Origin of the sequence: Pseudomonas sp. PIC25 (assembly GCF_002286785.1) — a bacterium.
In the GTDB taxonomy this organism is placed as follows: Bacteria; Pseudomonadota; Gammaproteobacteria; order Pseudomonadales; family Pseudomonadaceae; genus Pseudomonas_M.
Genome location: NZ_MUJY01000033.1, coordinates 1 through 20,389 on the forward strand (window position 1 = coordinate 1; position 20,389 = coordinate 20,389).

19 protein-coding genes and 1 tRNA gene are annotated in these 20,389 nt (G+C 66.1%); 11 read left to right on the plus strand and 9 right to left on the minus strand.

Going from position 1 to position 20,389, the window contains the following annotated elements:
* Positions 1 to 127: 127 nt before the first annotated feature.
* The 4 genes from BZL41_RS01645 to BZL41_RS01660 all read right to left on the minus strand — a co-directional run bounded on the left by BZL41_RS01645 (position 128) and on the right by BZL41_RS01660 (position 4,007).
* Complete coding sequence (locus BZL41_RS01645) at positions 128 to 1,426, minus strand: OprD family porin (RefSeq protein ID WP_095597688.1); 1,299 nt, start codon at positions 1,424 to 1,426, stop codon at positions 128 to 130.
* Between the two features lie 140 nt (positions 1,427 to 1,566).
* Positions 1,567 to 2,430 (minus strand): MBL fold metallo-hydrolase, encoded by an 864-nt coding sequence (locus BZL41_RS01650; RefSeq protein ID WP_095597689.1) that lies wholly within the window; start codon positions 2,428 to 2,430, stop codon positions 1,567 to 1,569.
* Positions 2,431 to 2,433: 3 nt separating this feature from the next.
* Positions 2,434 to 3,363 (minus strand): pyridoxamine 5'-phosphate oxidase family protein, encoded by a 930-nt coding sequence (locus BZL41_RS01655; protein WP_095597690.1) that lies wholly within the window; start codon positions 3,361 to 3,363, stop codon positions 2,434 to 2,436.
* A 50-nt stretch (positions 3,364 to 3,413) separates the two neighbouring features.
* Positions 3,414 to 4,007, minus strand: coding sequence for a glutathione S-transferase family protein (locus BZL41_RS01660; RefSeq protein ID WP_095597691.1), 594 nt, complete (start codon positions 4,005 to 4,007; stop codon positions 3,414 to 3,416).
* Between the two features lie 134 nt (positions 4,008 to 4,141).
* Here BZL41_RS01660 and BZL41_RS01665 point away from each other — a divergent pair, with 134 nt between their 5' ends.
* Positions 4,142 to 4,699 (plus strand): TetR/AcrR family transcriptional regulator, encoded by a 558-nt coding sequence (locus BZL41_RS01665; protein ID WP_095597692.1) that lies wholly within the window; start codon positions 4,142 to 4,144, stop codon positions 4,697 to 4,699.
* On the opposite strand, the gene BZL41_RS01670 is transcribed toward BZL41_RS01665, so the two are convergent.
* A complete protein-coding gene (locus BZL41_RS01670; RefSeq protein WP_095597693.1) occupies positions 4,700 to 6,664 on the minus strand; it encodes a monovalent cation:proton antiporter family protein in 1,965 nt (654 codons plus the stop codon). It lies immediately after the preceding gene.
* Between the two features lie 189 nt (positions 6,665 to 6,853).
* Between BZL41_RS01670 and BZL41_RS01675 the strand changes: the two genes are divergently transcribed.
* From BZL41_RS01675 to BZL41_RS01690, 4 genes are all read left to right on the plus strand, one after another.
* A complete protein-coding gene (locus tag BZL41_RS01675) occupies positions 6,854 to 8,017 on the plus strand; it encodes a DUF5610 domain-containing protein (RefSeq protein ID WP_095597694.1) in 1,164 nt (387 codons plus the stop codon).
* A 48-nt stretch (positions 8,018 to 8,065) separates the two neighbouring features.
* A complete protein-coding gene (locus BZL41_RS01680; protein WP_084334075.1) occupies positions 8,066 to 8,302 on the plus strand; it encodes a glutaredoxin family protein in 237 nt (78 codons plus the stop codon).
* Positions 8,303 to 8,388: 86 nt separating this feature from the next.
* Positions 8,389 to 9,138, plus strand: coding sequence for a TIGR01458 family HAD-type hydrolase (locus BZL41_RS01685; protein WP_095597695.1), 750 nt, complete (start codon positions 8,389 to 8,391; stop codon positions 9,136 to 9,138).
* Positions 9,139 to 9,255: 117 nt separating this feature from the next.
* Positions 9,256 to 9,332, plus strand: a tRNA-Pro gene (locus BZL41_RS01690).
* A gap of 342 nt (positions 9,333 to 9,674) precedes the next feature.
* Here BZL41_RS01690 and BZL41_RS01695 read toward each other — a convergent pair.
* Positions 9,675 to 9,896: a YgdI/YgdR family lipoprotein gene (locus BZL41_RS01695; RefSeq protein ID WP_084334072.1), complete on the minus strand. Its 222-nt coding sequence runs from the start codon at positions 9,894 to 9,896 to the stop codon at positions 9,675 to 9,677.
* Positions 9,897 to 9,961: 65 nt separating this feature from the next.
* Positions 9,962 to 10,570 carry a molybdenum cofactor guanylyltransferase MobA gene (mobA, locus tag BZL41_RS01700; protein ID WP_095597696.1) on the minus strand — a complete coding sequence of 203 codons (609 nt, stop codon included), beginning with the start codon at positions 10,568 to 10,570 and terminating at the stop codon, positions 9,962 to 9,964.
* Between the two features lie 67 nt (positions 10,571 to 10,637).
* Between mobA and moaB the strand changes: the two genes are divergently transcribed.
* Together moaB and glp are read left to right on the plus strand one after the other, a co-directional pair.
* A complete protein-coding gene (gene moaB, locus BZL41_RS01705; protein WP_084334070.1) occupies positions 10,638 to 11,177 on the plus strand; it encodes a molybdenum cofactor biosynthesis protein B in 540 nt (179 codons plus the stop codon).
* A complete protein-coding gene (glp, locus tag BZL41_RS01710; protein ID WP_095597697.1) occupies positions 11,174 to 12,388 on the plus strand; it encodes a gephyrin-like molybdotransferase Glp in 1,215 nt (404 codons plus the stop codon). Before moaB ends, glp begins: the two co-directional genes overlap by 4 nt.
* 136 nt (positions 12,389 to 12,524) lie before the next feature.
* Here glp and BZL41_RS01715 read toward each other — a convergent pair whose 3' ends face one another.
* Entirely contained in the window at positions 12,525 to 13,547 is a 1,023-nt protein-coding gene (locus BZL41_RS01715; protein ID WP_095597698.1) for an AraC family transcriptional regulator, read from the minus strand.
* 113 nt (positions 13,548 to 13,660) lie between these two features.
* On the opposite strand from BZL41_RS01715, the gene BZL41_RS01720 reads away from it, so the two are divergent.
* The 4 genes from BZL41_RS01720 to yegS all read left to right on the plus strand — a co-directional run bounded on the left by BZL41_RS01720 (position 13,661) and on the right by yegS (position 19,606).
* Positions 13,661 to 15,265, plus strand: a complete 1,605-nt coding sequence (locus tag BZL41_RS01720) for an FAD-binding oxidoreductase (RefSeq protein WP_095597699.1) — start codon at positions 13,661 to 13,663, stop codon at positions 15,263 to 15,265.
* Positions 15,262 to 16,857, plus strand: coding sequence for a glycerol-3-phosphate dehydrogenase/oxidase (locus BZL41_RS01725; RefSeq protein ID WP_095597700.1), 1,596 nt, complete (start codon positions 15,262 to 15,264; stop codon positions 16,855 to 16,857). The genes BZL41_RS01720 and BZL41_RS01725 overlap by 4 nt, the downstream gene beginning before the upstream one ends.
* Before the next feature lie 162 nt (positions 16,858 to 17,019).
* Positions 17,020 to 18,579, plus strand: a complete 1,560-nt coding sequence (locus BZL41_RS01730) for an FGGY-family carbohydrate kinase (RefSeq protein ID WP_095597701.1) — start codon at positions 17,020 to 17,022, stop codon at positions 18,577 to 18,579.
* Positions 18,580 to 18,679: 100 nt separating this feature from the next.
* On the plus strand, positions 18,680 to 19,606 hold the full coding sequence (gene yegS, locus BZL41_RS01735) for a lipid kinase YegS (RefSeq protein WP_095597702.1): 927 nt from the start codon (positions 18,680 to 18,682) through the stop codon (positions 19,604 to 19,606).
* Between the two features lie 3 nt (positions 19,607 to 19,609).
* On the opposite strand, the gene BZL41_RS01740 is transcribed toward yegS, so the two are convergent.
* Positions 19,610 to 20,254, minus strand: coding sequence for a response regulator transcription factor (locus tag BZL41_RS01740; protein WP_095597703.1), 645 nt, complete (start codon positions 20,252 to 20,254; stop codon positions 19,610 to 19,612).
* Positions 20,255 to 20,389 lie beyond the last annotated feature (135 nt).

The window sequence follows — 20,389 nt, forward strand, 5'->3', positions numbered from 1 at the left end:
CGCCCAAGGCCATCAAGGCCCAGGACGGTGAAGATTTCGAAGACCCGCTATCCAGTGGATCGGAAGGCTGCTCCGCTTAAGTGAACAGCATTACGCCGGGTGGCGGGCTTTATCTATGCGCTGACGTTTAGAACAGCGGCAAGGTGTAGCTGACGATCAGACGGTTTTCGTCCAGGTCGTTACCAAAGTTGGAGCGTACCGTCGCGTTACGCCATTTGACGCCCAGGTTCTTCAGCGGGCCGTCCTGGAAGACGTAGGCGATATCGGTGTTGCGCTCCCATTCCTTGCCTTCCGAGCCGCCACCGAGGTTGACGTTGTCGCCGCTGATGTAGCGGGTCATCAGGGTCAGGCCGGGAATACCGACGCCAGCGAAGTTGTAGTCGTAACGAACCTGCCAGGAACGTTCGTCACGGTTGGCGAAATCGCCGATCTGCACGAAGTTCACCAGGTAGGCATCGGTACCGCTGATATAGGCGAAGCCGGTGTCGCCGCTCATCTTCTGGTAGCCCAGGCCGAAGGCGTGATAACCCAGGGTGTAGGTGAACAGACCGCCGAGGGCCTTGTTGTCGACGTTGCTGCTGCCATCGTCGGTGGAGCGGGCGTAGCGCAGGTCGCTCTTCAGCGACTGCTTGTCGCCCAGCGGCAGGACGTGCACCAGGTTCAGGTAATGCTGTTTGTAGAACTCGTCCAGCGCACCGTAGTGATAGCTGGTGGTCAGGCTGTCGTTCCACTTGTAGGTCAGGCCGGCGAAGTTGAACTCATCGCTGTCCTGGCCGGTGGCGGCGGTGATGCCCTTGCCGCTGGTCACGATCATGGTTTCGTGGTCGGACGAATCACGCTGGTTCACACGGTTGATCTGGCCGGCGTCGAAGGTCAGGCCGTCGATCTCGGCGGAGTTCAGCCAGCCGCCCTGGAAGCTCTGTGGCAGCAGGCGCGAGTCGTTGGACATCAGCACCGGCATCTTCGGCATCAGGGTGCCAACCTTCAGGGTGCTTTTGGAGAGCCGGACCTTGGCGGTGGCGCCCAGGTCGCCATAGGTGTCCTGCGCTTCGCCGGTGTCGCGGTCCAGTTGCAGCAGGCCAGTCCCGGCGGTGCCGCGGCCGGAATCCAGCTTCACGCCCAGGGTGCCGATGGCATCCAGGCCGAAGCCGACGGTGCCTTCGGTGAAGCCCGACTCGTAACGCACGATGAAACCCTGTGCCCACTCTTCCGCCTTGCCGCGGAACTCGGCCGGGGTCTTGCCGGGAATGCGCGGCGGATTCGGTTCCCCCAGATCCTGGCGGAAATCGCGGTTCATGTAGAAGTTGCGCAGCTCCAGGCTGGCCTTGCCGTCCTTGATGAACTCGGCGAAGGCCAGGCTCGGCAGAGTGAGGCTTGCGCCCAGCGTGGCCAGGGCCACGGCACGGGCGAGGGGAGTCTTGCTCATTATTCTTGTCTCCTCGTTTGGGTGCTCAGGGCGGCCGCCGGCCGTCCTGTTACGGCGCGGTGACTAAACCACGACGCTTGGATGACGACTCTTAGACTTTAGTCGCCCAACCCACCAATACAAGGAGTTACGAGTGTCTTCTACTGTATCCATTGAGGATAAAAGCCTAACTGCTTATGCACGTTGGCATCGTGTGCTGGCACTATGACCAATTCCGGTTCCCGCTCGAGCAGGGCATGAACCTGTTCGAGCACTTGGCGGGTGGCGTCGCGATCCTGATCCACCAGCCGCCGGCTGAACCAGAACTTTTCCTTCGGGCCGGTGAAGCCCTCCAGACGCCAACTGGCGTCGCCGGTGAAGAAGAAACGGCGACCGTCGTCGAGGGTCAGGAACAGCCCGACGGAGCCGGGCGTATGGCCGCTGAGCGGCACCAGCACCAGGCTGCGGTCGCCGAACAGGTCGAGGCTCTCCGGGAAGCCCATGAAGGGTTCCGGCTGGAAGGTGAAGGGCACCCATTTCACCGCATGGCTGAACTGGCTGGGCAGTATCGCCGGCGGGACCGCGATCCGGCTGAACTCGATCTCTTCGTAGGGCGCCCAGACCGGTACTTCGGGAAAGTCCGCCAGCCCGGACGCATGGTCCCAATGGGTGTGGGACAGGAGGATGCGGTCGATGCGAATGCCGTCCGCGTCCAGGCGATCGCGTACCGGCTGGACCGGGCCGTATTGCAGCAGCTTGCGCTCCCACCAGGGGATTTCCTGGAACTGGCTATCCACCTGACGGCCGAGGCCCGTATCGAAGAGCAGGGTAGCGGCATGGTGCTCGATGAGGACTGCCATATGGTCGGCGATGGCTTTCTCGGTCCAGTCGCCGCCTTCCACGGTGAAGGCATCGAGGGTTTCGGTTTCCGAGGTTTTCACCAGGGTGAAGCGCAGACCGGCGGCTTCGCCGGGCAGGCTGGTCAGGCTCAGCAGGGCGAGCAGCATCAGGCTGAAGACGCGCATGGCTCAGATTCCTTGATCAGGTAGAAAAGGGGAGGCGGACGCCGCGCCGAACGCCAGGGGCAGGCGTGAGCGGCGCAGCAGCCAGCGTTCCGGGGTCAGCGCCAGCAGGCGCTCGGCGCCAGGCGGGAATGGTTGGCCGAGGCGAGCCGCATCCTCCGGCCAGAGCACCTCGGCGCGGGCTTGCAGGTGCAGCAGGTCGCCACTGGCGAAATCGACGAACAACAGGCCGCAACGGGGTTCGAGCAGCAGGTTGCCGAGGGTGTTGAACATGAAATTGCCGGTGTAGTCGGGTATCCACAGCCGGCCGTCGCTACCCAGGCGCACGAATCCGGCCGGGCCGCCACGGTGGGAGACGTCGACGCCACCGCTGTGCGGGTCATGGTTGTGACTGGCGATGAAGCAGGTATCGGCCGTACTCACCAGATGCAGCCAGGCCGGGTCCGGGCCTTCGCCCTGCAGCAGGGGGCCGGGTTCGCGCGGCGAGGCTTGCCAGTCGCGGGCCTGGATGTACTTCGGACAGTTGCCGAACGACTGTGCGACGCCCAGGGTGAAGCCGGCGGCATCCACTTCCAGCAGGGGACCATTGAGGCGGTTGCGCCGCCGGGTCGGCAGCTCGATCCCGAGCAGGCCCAGGCGTTCGCCGCTGCGCAACTGTTCGGCGAGCGGATCGTCCGCCTGTGGCCGGGCGTTGATCCGCAGCAGGGTCGGTTCCGGCGAGCGGACGAAACCCGGCGCGCCCCAGAGCACCGAGGCATGCGGCTGGCCTTCGGCGTCCACGCTACCGACCAGCAACCAGCGCAGCAGACCGAAGAACTCACGGTGTTGCTCCGGCATGTAAGGACGGATCACGCGACTGCCGATGTCCTCGATTTTTTCGCGGACTCCAGCGCGGTGCTGCATCGCCTGTTCGCCGGGATGGAAAGGACTGTTCATGGGCATGGCTCCTGAGAGCGGGCCTCCAGGCTGGAGGCCCGGGGAAGGACTCAGAGACCGGCCATGCCGATGTAGCCCGGCAAGGCACGCAGACGGCCGAACCAGGCATTCAGGTGGGCATAGGGTGCCAGGTCGAGGCCGCCATCGCCGGCCAGCGCGGCATACGGATAGACCGCCAGGTCGGCGATGCTCGGGGCGTCCGTCTGTGCCAGCCAGGGGTGACGGGCCAGTTGGGCGTCGAGCAGTTCCAGCGCCTGGATAGCCTTGGCGTGCACCTTGGCCTCGTCGATGGGGTAGCCGAACAGCTTGCCGACTCGCGCCATCGCCGGGCCGTTCTGCATCTCGTTGGCGGCGAAGCTCAGCCAGCTGGCGATGCGCGCTTGGGTGAGCGGATCGGCGGGTGCCCAGGCCGGAGCGTAGCGAGCCGCGAGGTAGACCAAGATCGCCTGGGAATCGCCGATGCGAAAATCGCCGTCCTCAAGGGCCGGCACCTGTCCGCGCGGATTGATGGCGAGGAACTCCGGGGTTTTCTGTTCGCCGCCCCGCAGGTTCAGTTCGACGTGCTCCGCTTCCTGTCCGATAAGGCTGAGGAACAGGCGCACCTTGTAGCAGTTGCCGGACAGGTGAAAGTCATAGAGACGCATGGTGAAACTCCTTGTTGTGGGGGTGTGCGACTGGATAATAGACAGACCTGTCTGTATATTTCAAGCGCACAAAAGCCAATCCATGGAGCCGGTCGCCCGCCAACGGGCATAATGGCTGCCCGAGGAGGCCCGACATGGCATCAAGCAAGCGCGATCAACTGATCAATACGGCGTTGGAGCTTTTCAAGCGCGAGGGCTACCACGCCACCGGCATCGACCGGATCCTGGCCGAATCCGGCGTGGCCAAGATGACGCTGTATAAGCATTTCAAGTCCAAGGACGAACTCATCGAGGCGGCATTGGAAAACCGCTCGCAGCAGATGGTCGAACGGTTGCGCGAAGCGCGTGAGCGCTTTGGGCCGCGCGAGGCGATCCTGCGTACCTTCGACGGGCTGCACGCGATGATTCACGGCGGGGACTTCTGTGGCTGCCTGTTCATCAATGCGTCGGCCGAGTTCCACGACCGCAACCACCCGGTGCATCGCCGCGCGGCGGCGCACAAGGCGTTTTTCGGCGACTACCTGCGGGAGCAATTGGAGCTGCTGGAGGCTCCCGAGCCGGTGCGGCTGGCGCGCCAACTGCAATACCTCGTCGAGGGCGCGATCACCATGGCCCACATAGAGGGGCCGGGCGGCCAGGCGCAAGAAGCCAAGGCCGCCGCCGAGGCGCTGTTGCAGGCGGCTGGCATCTGATCAGCGCCCCGCCAGCAGGCGTGCCTCGCAAGCCTCGATGGCGTCCAGCGGGCCGGATAGCAACACCGCATCCCCTTCGCTCAGGCAATCCTGCCCATCCAGCGGCAGGTCGTGGCCGTCCCGGCGCACGGCCTGGACTTCGACGCCGAGTTTCTCCAGCTCCAGGTCGGGCAGGGAATGCCCGCAGGCATAGGCGTCTTCACTCAGGTTGACCGCGTGCAGCAACAGTCGTGGCCGGCCCTGGGCATCCAGCAGGTTGGGCTGGGCGCCGTGATAGAAGCCATGCAGCAGGCGGTAGCGGCTACGGCGCACCTCATCGACGCGCATCTGGACGTGACGTTCCGGCAATCCGAGCATGACCAGTGCATGGGAGGCCAGCATCAGGCTCGACTCCAGCAGTTCCGGTACCACCTCGGACGCCCCGGCCGCCTGCAGATCGCTCAGCCGGCTGTCGTCGCGGGTACGCACCAGGATCGGCAGGTCCGCGCTCAAGCGACGTGCCTGCTCGACCACGGCAAGCGCCACGTCGGCCTTGTCCACCGCCACCACCAGCAGTCGGGCGCGCTCGGTACCGACCGCGCTGAGCAACTCGCCACGGCGCGAGTCGCCGTAGTGCACACTCTCGTCGCCGGCAGCGGCCTCCTGGACGCGCACCGGGTCGTCATCCAGGGCGATGAAAGGCTGTCGTTCGCGATGCAGGAAGCGCCCGATCGACTGACCGACCCGGCCATAGCCGCAGATCACTACGTGGCCGCTCAGTTCGGCGCTGGCCGCGGCGATTTCTTCCACCTGGCTTTCCATGCCGCCCAGCCGTGCACGCAGGTGCGTCGCCAAGCGCGGCGCCGCTCGCAGCATCAGCGGCGTGACCGCCATCGAACAGAACGTGGCGGCCAGCAGCAGGCCGCCGGTGCCGGCCTCCAGCAGGCGGTTCTGCTGCACCTGGGCGACCAGGGCGAAGCAGAACTCGCCGCCCTGGGCCAGGGCGATGCCGCTGCGCCAGGCGGTCTCGTTGTCATCCCCGCGCAGCTTCACCAGCAACGCCACCAGCGAGCCTTTGAGCAGCAACAGGGTGAGCGTCAGGCCGAGAATCAGCCAGCCGTGGCGGGCGAACAGGTGAATGTCGATCAGCATGCCGACGCTGACGAAGAACAGCCCGAGGAGGATGTCGCGGAACGGCCGGATGTCCGCCTCGATCTGATGGCGGTAATGGCTTTCCCCCAGCAGCATGCCGGCGAGGAACGCGCCCAATGCCATGGACAGGCCGAGCAGGTGGGTCAGCCAGGCGGTGAGCAGCACGATCACCAGCGCCAGCATCACGAACAGCTCGGCGGAATGGGCCGCCGCCACTTCCTGGAACAGCCGGGGCAGCAGCCAGCGGCTGGCCACCAGCAGGCCGATGAACAGCAGCACGGTCTTGCCCAGGGTGATGGGCAGCGCCCAGTACCAGCTCTCGCCACCCTGGCCGGAGAACACCGGGACCAGAGTCAGCAACAGCACCGCGACCAGATCCTGGAACAGCAACACGCCGATGGCGTTCTGACCGTGGTTGCTGAAGATTTCCCCGAGGCTGCCTAATTCCTTGCTGACGATGGCGGTAGACGACAGCGCCAGGCCTGCGCCGATCAGCAGCGACACTTCCCACGGCAGCGCGAAGCCGAACACCAGCAGGCCGCCGAGCACCAGGCCGCAAATCAGCACCTGCAGGCTACCCAGGCCGAACACCACGCGACGCAGGGCGAGCATGCGCGGTAGCGAGAACTCCAGGCCGAGGGTGAACAGCAGGAACACCACGCCCAGTTCGGCGAGGTGCGGCAGGTCCTGGTCGTAATCGACCCAGGCCAGCGCCGACGGGCCGAGCAGCAGGCCGACGCAGAGATAGCCAAGCACCGGTGGCAGGCGCAGGCGGCGGAACAGCGCAATCACCAGCAACGACGCAGCTAGAATGATCAAGAGATTGACGAACAAGCGGGTTCTCCCTGGAAACTGACCTGAGCATGCCGAAGCGCCACGGCAGCGTCCAGCCGACGATAGGCAGGCTCGATGCAGGTCAATGGGGCAGTCGGTGGTCCGTTCGTCGTCGTTGTGCCGTCGGCCCTCAAGTTTCGTCGCCGCCGGCCGCCACCCTTGTCGATACCCCGTCCCAGGTACGCTGCGATGAAACCGCTTACCACGCTTACCCCGTCGGCCACCCGTACTCCCCAGGCGCAGCACGCCAAGACCCCGGTGCGCAACGCCGACGACGCCCAGAAACTGCTGGCCAACCGCCTGGCCGAACGGCTCGGCCTGGAGCCCGGCGCCCTCAACGGCAAATCCGACGAATACACCCCGGAGAAAGTCGCTACGCGCATTCTCGGTTTCATCGAGGGGCGCCTGAAGAGCGCGGAAGCCAGCGGTGCCGATACCACCGAATTGCGCAAACTACTGGACCAGGCCCGTTCGGGCGTCGAGAAGGGCTTCGATGAGGCGCGCAAGATTCTCGATGGCATGGGCGTGCTGAACGGCAAGATCGCCACCGACATCGACGACACCTATAAACGCATCCAGGACGGCCTCAGCGACCTGACCCAGCGCTACGATCCCGAGCAGGCCGAGTCCACCACGCCGGCCACCACTGGCAGCGGTGCGGCCGCCGCCTACAGCTCTCGGTTCTCCGCGCTGGCGGAAACCTTCGATATGGAGGTGACCACCCGCGACGGTGATCGCCTGCGGATTTCCGTCGCCCAGGCCTCGGCCAACTGGTCGCAGACCGGCGTTGCGGTGGCCCGCGACGGCGACAGCCAGGCGACGGTCGCCACCAGCCGCTCCGGCAGCTTGCAGATCGGTGGTTGGCAAGTGCAGGTCGAGGGCGAGCTGGACGACGACGAGCGGGCCGCCCTGGAAAAACTCTTCGGCCAGGTCCAGGACCTCTCCAATCGCTTCTATTCCGGCGACCTCACCGGCGCCTTCGATCGCGCCATGGCCCTGGAATTGGATGGCGAGCAACTGGCGTCGATGTCGCTACGCCTGACCCAGACCAGCGTTCGCCAGGCCACCGACGCCTATGCCAGCGTGGCGCAGCAGGGCGGGCGGAGCGCCAGCGCGGTGAACGGCGCGCTGCTGGATTACGCCCAAGGCCTGCTGGATGCCCTGCGCACGGCCGACGACTTCGCCAAGGACGGTAAGCAAATGCTCAAGGATTTGCTCAAGGGGGGCTTCAGCCTTGACGAACGTTTCGACCTGCCGCGCCTGGAAAAGGCCGAGCGGCTCAACGGTCGCCTGCTGGATGGGTTGCAGGGGCTGCTGGATGCCGAGGGCGGGGCTTCGCCGGCGGAAGCCTGATCCGGAGCATGCTAGACTGCGCCTTCCCACCATCGGCAAGGCGCACCCATGATTCCCGAATGCCAACTGTTCGGTACCCTTGGCTGTCATCTCTGCGAGCAGGCCGAAGCCATCCTGATGCCCTTCGTCGAACACGGCCTGCTGGTCGAGCTGGTGGACATCGCCGATCGCGAATCCTGGGTCGACGATTACGGCTTGCGCATTCCGGTGCTGCGCCGTTGCGACACCGGCGCCGAGCTGGATTGGCCGTTCGAGGCCGAGCAGGTCGTTTCCTTTTTGCGTTGAAGCCGCTTGTCCGGCTCTGAACGCCGATCCGATTCGTTTCCCCTGCCTGTGCTATGGCTGTTGAAGGCACAGAGGAGGGCGAAGCCATGCCCAAGGCGATACTGCTCGACATCAGCGGCGTGCTCTACGAAGACGCCCGACCGTTGCCGGGCGCCGTGGAGGCCGTGCGCCACCTGTGCGACAAGGGCTACCCGCTGCGCCTGGTGACCAACACCTCGCGCCTGACCGCGGCGGAAATCCACCGGCAGCTCAGCGGCATGGGGTTCGGGTTGTCGCCCGGGCAGATTTTCAGCGCGCCGCAGGCCGCCCGCCGCTATCTGGCGGCGCATGGGTTGCGTCCTTACTGCCTGATCCACCCTAACCTCGAAGAGGAATTCGCCGACCTGCTCGATCTGCCGGAACCCAATGCGGTGCTGGTCGGCGATGCCGAGTCGCGTTTCGATTACGCCCACCTGGAACGCGCCTTTCACCTGCTGATCGACGGGGCGCCGCTGATCGCCATGGGGGACAATCGCTATTTCCACAGCCGTGGTGCGCTGCGGCTGGACGCCGGGCCTTTCGTCCGGGCGCTGGAGTATGCAGCGGATACCCAGGCGCTGGTGCTCGGCAAGCCGTCGGCGGACTTTTTCAACGGCGCCCTGCACGCCCTCGGCGTTGCCCCGCAGGACGCTCTGATGATCGGCGATGACGTCGAGGGCGACGTCCTGGGCGCGCAAAAGGCCGGGCTCCAGGCTTGCCTGGTACGCACCGGCAAATACCGCGAAGGCGACGAAGCACGGGCACCCGGCGCCGGTCTGGCCGCCGATCTGGCGGACGCGGTGCGGCGTTACTGTTGAAGACCTCGCGACCCGCGGCCGAGAGCGCAGGGTAGGCGCCGTTTTCCGGCAGCGAGAAAAAACTTTTCGCTAACCCCTTGTGAACCAAAAGTTTTTCGGTACAATGCGCGCCATCTTCGGAGCGTAGCGCAGCTTGGTAGCGCGTCTCGTTCGGGACGAGAAGGTCGCTGGTTCGAATCCAGTCGCTCCGACCAACACAGCGTTTCCGGTTGTCCCGCTTGTACCGGAAACCAACAAAAAACCCGCCTTGAGCGGGTTTTTTCGTTTCTGGGGATTGGCTCGGCCAATTTCGTGCGGCTTCGTGGATTTGATGGTTCCCACGCTCCCGCCTGGGCCCCTTGTGGACGCTCAGCGTCCGCTCACTGCAACGGACGCAGAGCGTCCGAGGCTGCATTCCCACGCAGTGGGAACAATCCGTATTGGGCCGGTTGCAATGATCGGTAGCCCGAATAAGCCCCAGCGCAATCCGGGAATGGTCTCCGGAAACAACAGGGCCCGCCGAAGCGGGCCCTGTTTCAGGTTGGGAAAGAACCGCCTCAGAGTTCCTTGACGGTACGTACCTGGTCCTTGTTGACCCGGGCGCGTTTGCCGTCCAGTTGCTCGAACTCGTAGAAGCCCGACTCTTCGTCGTACTCCGGCTGATCGACGGTCTGAATCTCGCGGCCGTCATTCAGGGTGATCACTGCCGGCGAGGAGCAGCCAGCCAGTGCGACAAGGCCCAGAGCGACCAGGAACGCGGGAAGGGTCCGTTGAATCATCACTACTCTCCTAGCTAAAAAAGGTACGTCTGTACCGACATCAGACGGAGATCCGCTGCTTAAGTTCAGTGATCGGCGGCCATCCCGCCATCCTCGGAAAGCAAATCCGGCGTGTTGAGGTTGGCCAGGCGCGGGTCGTCCACCGCGCAATCCAGGGCCTGGGCGCCCAAGGCAAAAAAGATGTGGCGCGGGCTGCGCTCGCCTTTTTGCCAGGCCTGTTCGAGGGCATCGGCGAGAATTTTCGGCACCACGCAGAACAGCGGCTCCCACTGCTCGCCACGGCGCAGCATCAGTGGACGCCCAGGGTGTGCGGCCGCAGCACGACGGAGGGCGAGCAGCAAGCCGGCATCCACCTTCGGCGCATCGCAGGGCAGCACCAGTAGCGTGTCGTGCCGCGTTGCCTCCAGTCCGGCACGGATGCCGGCGAGCGGGCCGGGGAAACCCTCTTCGGCATCCGTCACCAGGCGGTCGGCATAGACGGCATAACGGGCTTGGTTGCGGTTGCAGGAAATGATCAGATCATCGGTGAGCGGCCGCACCACACGGTGCAGGTGAGCGATGAGCGGTTCGCCGTGCCACTCCAGCAGGCCCTTGTCGCGGCCCCCCATGCGTTGCCCGCGACCGCCAGCGAGCAGCAGCACGGAGCAGGGGGGCAGGGCGGTCGAGTCGGTCATGGGCGGCGCTCCAGTCGGGGGCTGTGATATAACACCGGTCTGCCTCCCCCACAACCGGATCGAGCCTATGAACCACAAGGCTGAAGCGGCATTCGTCCCGCTGAACATCGCCGTCCTGACCGTCAGCGACACCCGTACCCTGGAAACCGATACCTCGGGTCAACTCTTCGTCGACCGCCTCACTGCTGCCGGCCACAACCTTGCTGCGCGGGTGCTGCTGAAGGACGACCTCTACAAAATCCGCGCCCAGGTCGCCACCTGGATCGCCGACGAAACCGTGCAGGTGGTGTTGATCACCGGCGGCACCGGCTTCACCGGCCGCGATAGCACGCCGGAAGCCGTGAGCTGCCTGCTGGACAAGACCGTCGATGGCTTCGGCGAGCTGTTCCGGCAGATTTCCGTGGCCGACATCGGTACTTCCACCGTGCAGTCCCGTGCCCTGGCCGGCCTTTCCAATGGCACCCTGGTGTGCTGCCTGCCTGGCTCCACCAATGCCTGCCGTACTGCCTGGGATGGCATTCTTGCCGAGCAACTGGACGCCCGTCACCGCCCGTGCAATTTCGTCCCGCATCTGAAACAGGCGGCGCCTTGCGAGAGCCGCGGATGAGCGGCTGCTGCGACAAGCCCGGCCTGCTGCCGGTCGAAACGGCGCTGGAGCGCCTCCTGGCGCTGGCCGAGTCGGCGCCGATCCGGGAGACCGAGCGCCTGCCGCTGGCGGCCGCCGAAGGCCGGGTGTTGGCCGAACCGTTGGTCGCCGGGCTGGACCTGCCGCCCTGGCCGAACAGCGCCATGGACGGCTACGCCCTGCGTCAGGCCGATGCCGGCGAGGCGTTGCCGGTAAGCCAGCGTATCTTCGCCGGGCAGGCACCCGAGCCGCTGCAAGCGGGCACCTGCGCGCGCATCTTTACCGGCGCCCCGTTGCCGGCGGGCGCGGACTGCGTGGAGATGCAGGAGAACGTCGAGGTCCTGGCCGACGGCCGGGTGCGTTTTCTCGAGGCCATCCGCGCCGGCCAGCATGTTCGCCCGCAGGGTCAGGAGACCCGGCGCGGCGAGACGGTGCTGGATACCGGTACCCGGCTGGGGCCGATCGAGTTGGGCCTGGCCGCCTCCCTCGGCGCGGCCGAACTGACGGTTCGCCGTCGCCCGCGCGTGGCGCTGTTGTCCACTGGGGACGAGCTGGTCGAGCCCGGCCAGCCGCTCGGGCCGGGACAAATCTACAACAGCAACCGCCGCCTGCTCGCCAGTTGGCTCCAGCGCCTGGGGTGCGAAGTGGTGGACGGTGGCATCCTGCCGGACGATCTCGACCGTACCCGTACTTGTCTGGGTGAGCTGGCCGATGTCGATCTGTTGCTGTCCACCGGCGGCGTGTCAGTGGGGGAGGCGGACTTCCTCGGTCAGGTTCTGCGCGAGGCCGGCGAGCTGGCGCTGTGGAAGCTGGCGATCAAGCCGGGCAAACCGCTGACCTGTGGGCATTACCGGGGTGTGCCGGTGATCGGCCTGCCGGGCAACCCGGCCTCGACCCTGGTGACCTTCGCCCTGCTGACCCGCCCGTACCTGTTGCGTCGCCTGGGTTGTGCCGAGGTCACACCGCTGCGTTTCAGCGTGCCTGCCGGCTTCACCTGGACGAAGCCGGGCAACCGCCGCGAATACCTGCGCGCGCGGCTGGAGAACGGTCGTGCGGTGATCTACGCCAACCAGAGCTCCGGGGTACTGCGCAGCGTCGCCTGGGCCGATGGCTTGGTGGAGGTGCACGAAGGCGCGACCCTGGCCGAGGGCGATGCGGTGACGTTCATTCCGTTGAGCGAGGTGTTGGCTTAAGTCCCAGGCAATGGCGGAGCGGGCTGGGGTTGGGATGCTCGGCGATGGTTCGTCGGGCGAATAAATTCTCCCCTACGCGGAATGAGTGCGAGAGATCGTCCCGGATTGCGCTTCGCTTATCCGGGCTAAGGGCTCGCTACGAAGTCCGGCGGCTTTCGCGGAATTCCCCGGGCGTCATGCCGGTCCAGCCCTTGAAGCTGCGGTGGAACGAGCGGGGTTCGGTGAAGCCCAGGTAGTGGGCGATGTCCTGGATCGGCAGGTCGCTGCGCAGCAGGTAGTGCTCGGCCAGTTCCTGGCGTAGCCGGTCGAGGATTTCCTGGTAGCTGGTCCCGGCCTGTTGCAGGTGACGTTGCAGGGTCCGCACGGTCATGGCGAACCGTTCGGCGACGCGCTCCTTGCGCGGCAGACCGTCCTTCAGCAGCAGGCGCAGGGCGTTCTTTACCCGTAGCGGCAGCGGTTCGTCGTCATCCAGCCCTGCCATCAGCGTCAGGGCATGTTCTTCCAGGGTGCGCAGCAGGTTGGCGTCGGCCTGGCGCAGCGGAATCCCCAGGTACTCCAGTGGCACCAGCAGGGCATTGCAGCTCTGCTCGAATTTCACCGGGCATCCGAAGACCGCCTCGTACTCCGCGAGTGGCGCGGGCTCCGGCCGCGCGTGTTCGAACCAGACCTCCCGCGGGGAGCGTTCCATGTCGGCGATCCAACGGGCATAGAGCAGCCAGGATGCGAGCACGTTCTCCACCATATGCCGGCGAATTTCCGCAGGCTGGTGGCGGCACGTCCAGATCAGCCGCACATGATCGCCGGCGGCCTCCACCCGGCTGACGCCCATGTCGCCCACCAGCTTTTCGTAAGGGACGATGCGGCTCATGGCCTCGCCCAGAGTGGCGCAATTCATCGTGATGTAGCCGAGCACGCTCCAGGAGCCGGGCTGGACGAAGCGTGCCGCGTGCAGGCCGAACAGCGGGTCGCCGGAGGCGCCGAGCAGGTGGCCGAGAAGCCTTTCATGGGCCTCTCCCGACACACGTCGGCTGTTATCGGCGAGGTCGGTGGCGCTGAGGCCGGCAGCGGTGAGCGCGGCGTCCTGGTCGAGGCCGAGGTGTTCGGCCAGACGCAGGTACTTGAGCAGGGCGGGAACCGAGGTGTGGCCGAGGCTGTGCATGCGGTCGTTCTTGTTGTCGTGATTGGCGACTCGGGCTGGCCCGATCCGACAGTGACGGTGGCCATTGGCCGATTACTATGCAGGCCATCAGGTTTCCGGACAAGGAGTGAGGCATGCGACGCTGGAACGGCTGGGGCGACGAGGCGACGGTGGTCGAGCTGCCGCCAGGCGGCGCGGATTTTCTCGCCGTGCGGATCGGCAGTGGGCGACCCCTGCCGGACGCCAGTCTGGAGAGTGTGCTGGCGCGTGTGCCGGCTTCGCGCCTGGAGGCTCATCCGCTGATCACCACCCGCGCCGAGGACCGGGTGCGCCACGCGCGCGGGCAGAGCCTGCCGGACTGGCTGGCGATGCGCGAAGGCGACTTCGGTGTGTTCCCGGATGGGGTCGCCTACCCGGAGAGCGCCGAGGACATCCGCAAGCTGCTGGCCTGGGCCGAGCATCAGGATCTGGTCCTGATCCCTTACGGCGGCGGCACCTCGGTGGCAGGGCACATCAACCCCGAAACCTCGACCCGGCCGGTGGTCACCCTTTCTCTGGAGCGGATGAACCGGCTGCTGGAACTGGACGAAGAGAGCCGGATCGCCCGTTTTGGTCCGGGTGCCAATGGCCCGCAGGTGGAGAGCCAGTTGCGTGCCCGTGGTTTTACCCTCGGGCATTTCCCGCAGTCCTGGGAGCTGTCCACCCTCGGCGGCTGGGTGGCCAGTCGTTCCAGCGGTCAGCAGTCCCTGCGCTACGGGCGGATCGAGCAGCTGTTCGCTGGCGGGATACTGGAAACCTTCGCCGGTCCGCTGGAGATTCCCACCTTTCCGGCCTCGGCGGCCGGCCCCGACCTGCGCGAGCTGGTGTTGGGCTCGGAAGGGCGTTTCGGAGTGATCTCCGAGGTTCGTGTGCGGGTTTCGCGCCTGGCCGAGCGGGAGGCGTTCTACGGGGTGTTCCTGCCGGACTGGTCGCATGCGCTGCAAGCTGTGCGCAACCTGGCCCAGGAGCGGGTGTCGCTGTCCATGCTGCGCTTGTCCAACGCGCTGGAGACCGAAACCCAACTGGCCCTGGCCGGGCATCCCGGCCGTATCGCCCTGTTGGAAAAGTACCTGGGCTGGCGCGGCGCGGGCATCGGCAAATGCCTGCTGACCTTCGGCGTCACCGGCAGCCGCGTGCAGACGGCCAATGCTCTAAAGCAGGCGCGGCAGTTGCTGAAAGCGTTCGGCGGAGTGTTCACCGGCACCCTGCTCGGCGCGAAGTGGGCCGAGGGTCGTTTCCGCTTCCCGTACCTGCGTGAAAGCCTGTGGCAGGCGGGCTACGCAGTGGACACCCTGGAGACGGCCACCGACTGGTCGAACGTCGATGCGCTGTTGCACAAGGTCGAACGCAGCCTGAACGAAGCCTTGGCGGCGGAGGGCGAGCGGGTTCACGTGTTCACCCACCTTTCCCATGTCTATGGCGAGGGTTCCAGCCTCTACACCACTTATGTGTTCCGCCCGGCGGCCAGCTACGCCGAGACCCACGAGCGTTGGCGCCGGCTCAAGCAGGCAGCCAGCCGGACCATCGTGGAAAACCGCGGCACCATCAGCCACCAGCATGGCGTCGGCCGCGATCACGCGCCCTATCTACCGATGGAAAAGGGGCCGCTGGGAATGGCGGCGTTGCAGGCGCTGGCGGTGCATTTCGATCCGCAGCGCCGGCTTAACCCCGGTGCGTTGCTGCAAGACGGCGACGCATGAACGCCTGGAATGCGGCCTGGCGAGACGCGGCCCTGCCCGAGCTGGCCGCCTGCGAATGGGACTTGCTGGTGATCGGCGGCGGCATCACCGGTGCCGGCATTCTCCGCGAGGCGGCCCGGCGCGGCTGGCGCTGCCTGCTGCTGGAGCAGCGCGATTTCGCCTGGGGCACTTCCAGCCGCTCGTCAAAGATGGTGCACGGCGGGTTGCGCTACATCGCCAAGGGCCAGTTTCGTCTCAGCCGCGCTTCGGTGCGCGAGCGCGAGCGCCTGCTGCACGAGGCGCCGGGGCTGGTAGAACCGTTGAGCTTCCTGATGGCGCATTACCGGGGCGGTTTTCCCGGACCCAGGCTGTTCGGTGGGTTGCTGGCGCTGTACGACGCCTTGGCCGGCAAGCGCAACCATCTCTATTACCCGCTGCAACAGCTCCGGTATTTGGCGCCGGGATTGAGGGAAGAGGGGCTGCTCGGCGGCACGCGCTTTTTCGATGCGGTGACCGATGACGCCCGGCTGGTTCTGCGTGTGCTCGGCGAGGCACGGGCCGCGGGTGGTGAGGCGCTGAACGGTGTCCGGGTAGTGACGTTGCACCGCGAGGAGGGTCGGGTCTGCGGGCTGCTCGCCGAAGACCGCGAAAGCGGCCGCTGCTTCGCCTTCCGGGCGAAGGCGGTGGCCCAGGCCACTGGCGCCTGGTGCGAGCGACTGCGCCCGTCGGCCGACGGCACGCGCATTCGTCCGCTGCGTGGCAGTCACCTGCTGTTGCCGGGGTGGCGGCTACCGCTGGCCCATGCCTTCAGCTTCATGCACGCCGCGGATGGCCGGCCGGTGTTCGCCTTTCCCTGGGAAGGGGCTACGGTGATCGGAACCACCGATCTCGATCATGATGAGGATCTGGATAGCGAAGCGCGCATCACCCCGGCGGAGGTGGATTACCTGCTGGCTGCCTGTGCCCAGGAATTTCCGTCCGCGAACATCGGGCGGGATGACGTGCTGTCGACCTGGGCCGGTGTGCGTCCCGTGGTCAGCGACGGCGATCTGAACCGCACGCCCCCGGCGGAAAATCGCGAGCATGCGCTGTGGGTGGAGCCCGGCCATGTGACCCTGGCCGGCGGCAAGTTGACCACCTTCCGCCTGCTGGCGCTGGATGTGTTGCGGGCTTGCGCGCCGTTCGTGGGGCGAGCGGTGGCGGAGGATAACGGGCCGGTATTCGGCCCGGTGCCGCCAGTGGATGTGCCCATGCTGTCTCCGGCCTTGCGCGCGCGACTGGTGGGGCGCTACGGATGGGAGATGCCGGCTTTGCTCCGGTTGATCGAGGCCCTTGGCACCGAGCGGGTGGGGACGACTGAGACGCTGTGGGCCGAGTTGGCCTTAGCCTGCGAGCGGGAGATGGTGCTGCATCTGGATGATCTGCTGCTGCGCCGCACCCGCGTCGGGCTGCTGCTGGCCAACGGTGCCGCCGCCGAGTTGCCGCGCGTACGCGCCCTGTGCCAAGCGCGGCTGGGCTGGGACGATGCGCGTTGGCGGGTTGAGGAAGAGGCGTATCGGGCGCTGTGGCGGAGGTGCTACAGCCTGCCGGACGGCGAGGGACCGTCGTCTTGATTCCCGGATGGCGCTGCGCTTAGCCCGGGCTACGGGAGACGGATGGCTCGTGGGGGCTGTTCTGCAAAGCTTACGCGCTGCCCGAATTGGCGAGCAGAGCCCGCTCCTACAGGTAACGGGTACCTGATTCATCCTTGATTTGAATGACGAAAGGGATTGGTCTTGAGCGAAACGAGCTACCTGCTGGCCATCGACAACGGTACCCAGAGCGTGCGGGCGCTGTTGTTCGATCTTGCCGGCAACCTGATCGGCAAGGGCCGGGTGGAGCTGGAGGCGTATTACTCCACTCAACCGGGCTGGGCCGAGCAGGACCCGGAATATTACTGGCAATGTCTGGGCGAGGCCTGTCGGCGGCTGTGGCAGCAGGTGGACATCGACCGGCATCTGATCAAGGGCGTCTCGCTGACCACCCAGCGTGGCACGGTGATCCATGTGGACGGGCAGGGCCGGCCGCTGCGTCCGGCGATTCTCTGGCTGGACCAGCGTCGCGCCGACGTGCGCGAGCGGATCAAGGGCCCTTGGGGTTGGCTGTTCAAGCTGATCGGCGCCGAGGCGACGGTGAGTCACTTCCGTAGCCAGGCGGAGATCAACTGGGTGGCTCAGCATCAGCCGGAGGTGGCGGCGCGGACGCACAAGGTGTTGCTGCTGTCCGGCTTTCTCACCCATCGGCTGGTCGGCGCCTTCGTCGACTCGGTGGGCTGTGCGGTGGGCTACCTGCCGTTCGACTACAAGCGGCTGAAATGGGCCGCACCGGGCGACTGGAAGTGGCAGGCGCTGGCGGTGCGGCCCGAGCAACTGCCCACCTTGCACAAACCGGGAGAACGGCTCGGGGGGATCACGGCCGAGGCCAGCCGGCACCTGGGTGTTCCGGAAGGGTTGTCGCTGATCGCCGCCGGTTCCGACAAGGCTTGCGAAGTGCTCGGTGCCGGTGGCGACCAGGCGGACATCGCCTGCCTGTCCTACGGCACCACGGCGACCATCAATACCACCCGTACCCGCTACCTGGAGACCATTCCGCTGATTCCGCCCTATCCGGCGGCGATGCCGGATCGCTACAACACCGAGGTGATGATCTACCGCGGCTTCTGGATGGTCAGTTGGTTCAAGCAGGAGTTCGGTCTGCGCGAGATGCAGCAGGCGCTGGAGCTGGGCATCGAGCCGGAGACGCTGTTCGACGAATTGGTCGACAGTGTGCCGCCGGGCTCCATGGGTCTGCTGCTGCAACCCTACTGGACCCCTGGCATCCGCGAGCCGGGCCTGGAGGCGAAGGGGTCGATCATCGGTTTCGGCGATGTGCATGGCCGCGCGCACCTGTATCGCGCCATTCTCGAGGGCTTGGCCTACGCCCTGCGCCAGGGCAAGGAGCGCATCGAGCAGCGCTCGGGGACGCGGATCAGCCGTTTGCGCGTCTCCGGCGGCGGTTCGCAGAGCGATGCGGCGATGCAGTTGACCGCCGACATCTTCGGCCTGCCAGCGGAGCGGCCGCATACCTACGAGACGTCCGGGCTGGGCGCGGCCATCGCCTGTGCCGTGGGCCTTGGCCTGCACCAGGATTTCCCCACTGCCATTGCCGCCATGACCCGGGTGGGCCAGGTGTTTCAGCCGAATGCCGAGGCGCAGCGCACCTACCAGCGGCTCTATCGCGAGGTCTACTTGCGCATGTACCGCCAGTTGCGCCCGCTGTACCGGAGCATCCGTGAGATCACCGGCTATCCGGCCTGATCGCGTTACGTTTTGTCGAAACCCCGTCATGACGATGCGCTTTTAGCGCGGCCGCGCTGTCAATACAGTGGAACGGACTCCGCAGGGGAGAGGAAACACGATGAGCGAACGCAGGGCATGGCTGATTCTGCATGGCAAGCAGGCCACCAACGACGAGGTGCGCGCGGCGGTGCAGGCCCGCCGGGAGCAGGGCTGGGATCTGGCGGTGCGGCTGACCTGGGAGCCGGGGGACGCCCAGCGGCTGGTGGCCGAGGGGTTGCAGGCGGGGTATCCGATCCTCATCGCCGGGGGCGGGGACGGCACCCTGCGCGAGGTCGCCGAAGCCCTGGCGAACGCCGGCGGCCAGGCCAGCCTGGCGCTGTTGCCGCTGGGCACCGGCAACGATTTCGCCCGCGCCGCCGGCATGGCGCTGCCGCCGGACGAGGCGCTGGCCGTACTCGATCAACCCGCTGTGCCGGTGGATCTGGGGCAGGTGGACGGCCAACTGTTCCTCAATATGGCGACCGGCGGTTTCGGCTCGAAGATCACCGCCAACACGCCGGAGGAGCTGAAGAAGCTGTTGGGCAGTGCCGCGTATTTCCTCACCGGCCTGAGTCGTTTTCCCGAGGTCCATGCATCGTTCGGTCGTTTTCGCGGGCCGGATTTCGAGTGGGAAGGAGAGTTCCTCGCCCTGGGCATCGGCAATGGCCGGCAGGCCGGCGGCGGCCATGTGCTCTGCCCGCAGGCGGTAGTCGACGATGGCTTGCTGGACATCTGCATCGTGCCGGCGCCGCAGGACATTCCGGCGACATTGGGAACCCTGCTTTCAGGGGGCATCCTCGGGTTGGAAACAGTGTCGGTCTGCGCACGCCTGCCCTGGATCGAATTGGACGCGCCGGAAGGGTTGGCGCTGAATCTCGATGGCGAGCCGATGCAGAGCACGCACTTGCGCTTCGATGCCAGGCCGGCAGCGCTGCGCATGCACCTGCCGGACGGCTGCCCGGTGCTGAGCCGGGCGTTGCAGGTGGTGGAGCCTGCCCCGCAGTAGAGGTCAGTCGTCCGGGCTGATGATCCCTTCCCGCACGGCATACAGCACCAGCCCGGGCACGTCGTGAATCTGCAGACGCTTCATGATCTGCGCGCGGTGCGCCTCTACTGTCTTGACGCTCAACCCCAGGCCGTTGGCGATGGAGCGGGTTGATTCGCCACGGGTGATCAGGCGAAGGATTTCCAGCTGGCGCTGGGTAAGGGTGTGCTCGGCGTTGGAGTTGACCTTCGACACCGCCTGTTCGATCACCGGTTGCACGATGGCCGAGCTGAGGTAGCGGTCGCCGCGCCGGACCGCCTCCAGAGCGAGGCGCAGCTCGAAGGCGGCGGCGTCCTTGAGCAGGTAGCCGTGGGCGCCTTTCTGCAGGGCTTCGAGCACCACTTCCGGGCCGGTGTGCATGGACAGGATCAGCACCTTGCACTCCGGCGAATGGCGGTTGAGCGCTTGCAGGGCTTCCAGGCCGCTGACTTTCTTCATCGAGATGTCCAGCAGGATGATGTCGGGCTCCAGTTCGCGAGCCATTTCGACGGTTTCCTTGCCGTCCTCGGCTTCGCCGACGATGGTGAAGTCGTCGATGTCCTGGATCATCGCTCGCACGCCGGCGCGGATGACCGCGTGATCGTCAGCCAGCAATACGCGGCAGGTCATGGGCGTGCCGCCTGTGTGTCGAACGGGTGGGCAAAGGGGGCGTAGAAGACAGGAACAGACATGGATAGCGCTCCTTTTGAGGCCGGACAATGCCCGGAGATCCGTGGTGAGCGGCTGGCCGATGACGCATGAAGG

Excerpts from the sequence above, each read along its gene's own strand:
- BZL41_RS01655 (WP_095597690.1), bottom strand. The coding sequence starts at position 3,363 with ATGAACAGTCCTTTCCATCCCGGCGAACAGGCGATGCAGCACCGCGCT.
- glp (WP_095597697.1), top strand. The coding sequence starts at position 11,174 with ATGAGCGGCTGCTGCGACAAGCCCGGCCTGCTGCCGGTCGAAACGGCG.
- mobA (WP_095597696.1), bottom strand. The coding sequence starts at position 10,570 with ATGACCGACTCGACCGCCCTGCCCCCCTGCTCCGTGCTGCTGCTCGCT.
- BZL41_RS01695 (WP_084334072.1), bottom strand. The coding sequence starts at position 9,896 with ATGATTCAACGGACCCTTCCCGCGTTCCTGGTCGCTCTGGGCCTTGTC.
- yegS (WP_095597702.1), top strand. The coding sequence starts at position 18,680 with ATGAGCGAACGCAGGGCATGGCTGATTCTGCATGGCAAGCAGGCCACC.
- BZL41_RS01645 (WP_095597688.1), bottom strand. The coding sequence starts at position 1,426 with ATGAGCAAGACTCCCCTCGCCCGTGCCGTGGCCCTGGCCACGCTGGGC.
- BZL41_RS01665 (WP_095597692.1), top strand. The coding sequence starts at position 4,142 with ATGGCATCAAGCAAGCGCGATCAACTGATCAATACGGCGTTGGAGCTT.
- BZL41_RS01715 (WP_095597698.1), bottom strand. The coding sequence starts at position 13,547 with ATGCACAGCCTCGGCCACACCTCGGTTCCCGCCCTGCTCAAGTACCTG.
- BZL41_RS01680 (WP_084334075.1), top strand. The coding sequence starts at position 8,066 with ATGATTCCCGAATGCCAACTGTTCGGTACCCTTGGCTGTCATCTCTGC.
- BZL41_RS01725 (WP_095597700.1), top strand. The coding sequence starts at position 15,262 with ATGAACGCCTGGAATGCGGCCTGGCGAGACGCGGCCCTGCCCGAGCTG.
- BZL41_RS01740 (WP_095597703.1), bottom strand. The coding sequence starts at position 20,254 with ATGACCTGCCGCGTATTGCTGGCTGACGATCACGCGGTCATCCGCGCC.
- BZL41_RS01675 (WP_095597694.1), top strand. The coding sequence starts at position 6,854 with ATGAAACCGCTTACCACGCTTACCCCGTCGGCCACCCGTACTCCCCAG.
- BZL41_RS01650 (WP_095597689.1), bottom strand. The coding sequence starts at position 2,430 with ATGCGCGTCTTCAGCCTGATGCTGCTCGCCCTGCTGAGCCTGACCAGC.
- BZL41_RS01720 (WP_095597699.1), top strand. The coding sequence starts at position 13,661 with ATGCGACGCTGGAACGGCTGGGGCGACGAGGCGACGGTGGTCGAGCTG.
- moaB (WP_084334070.1), top strand. The coding sequence starts at position 10,638 with ATGAACCACAAGGCTGAAGCGGCATTCGTCCCGCTGAACATCGCCGTC.
- BZL41_RS01660 (WP_095597691.1), bottom strand. The coding sequence starts at position 4,007 with ATGCGTCTCTATGACTTTCACCTGTCCGGCAACTGCTACAAGGTGCGC.
- BZL41_RS01685 (WP_095597695.1), top strand. The coding sequence starts at position 8,389 with ATGCCCAAGGCGATACTGCTCGACATCAGCGGCGTGCTCTACGAAGAC.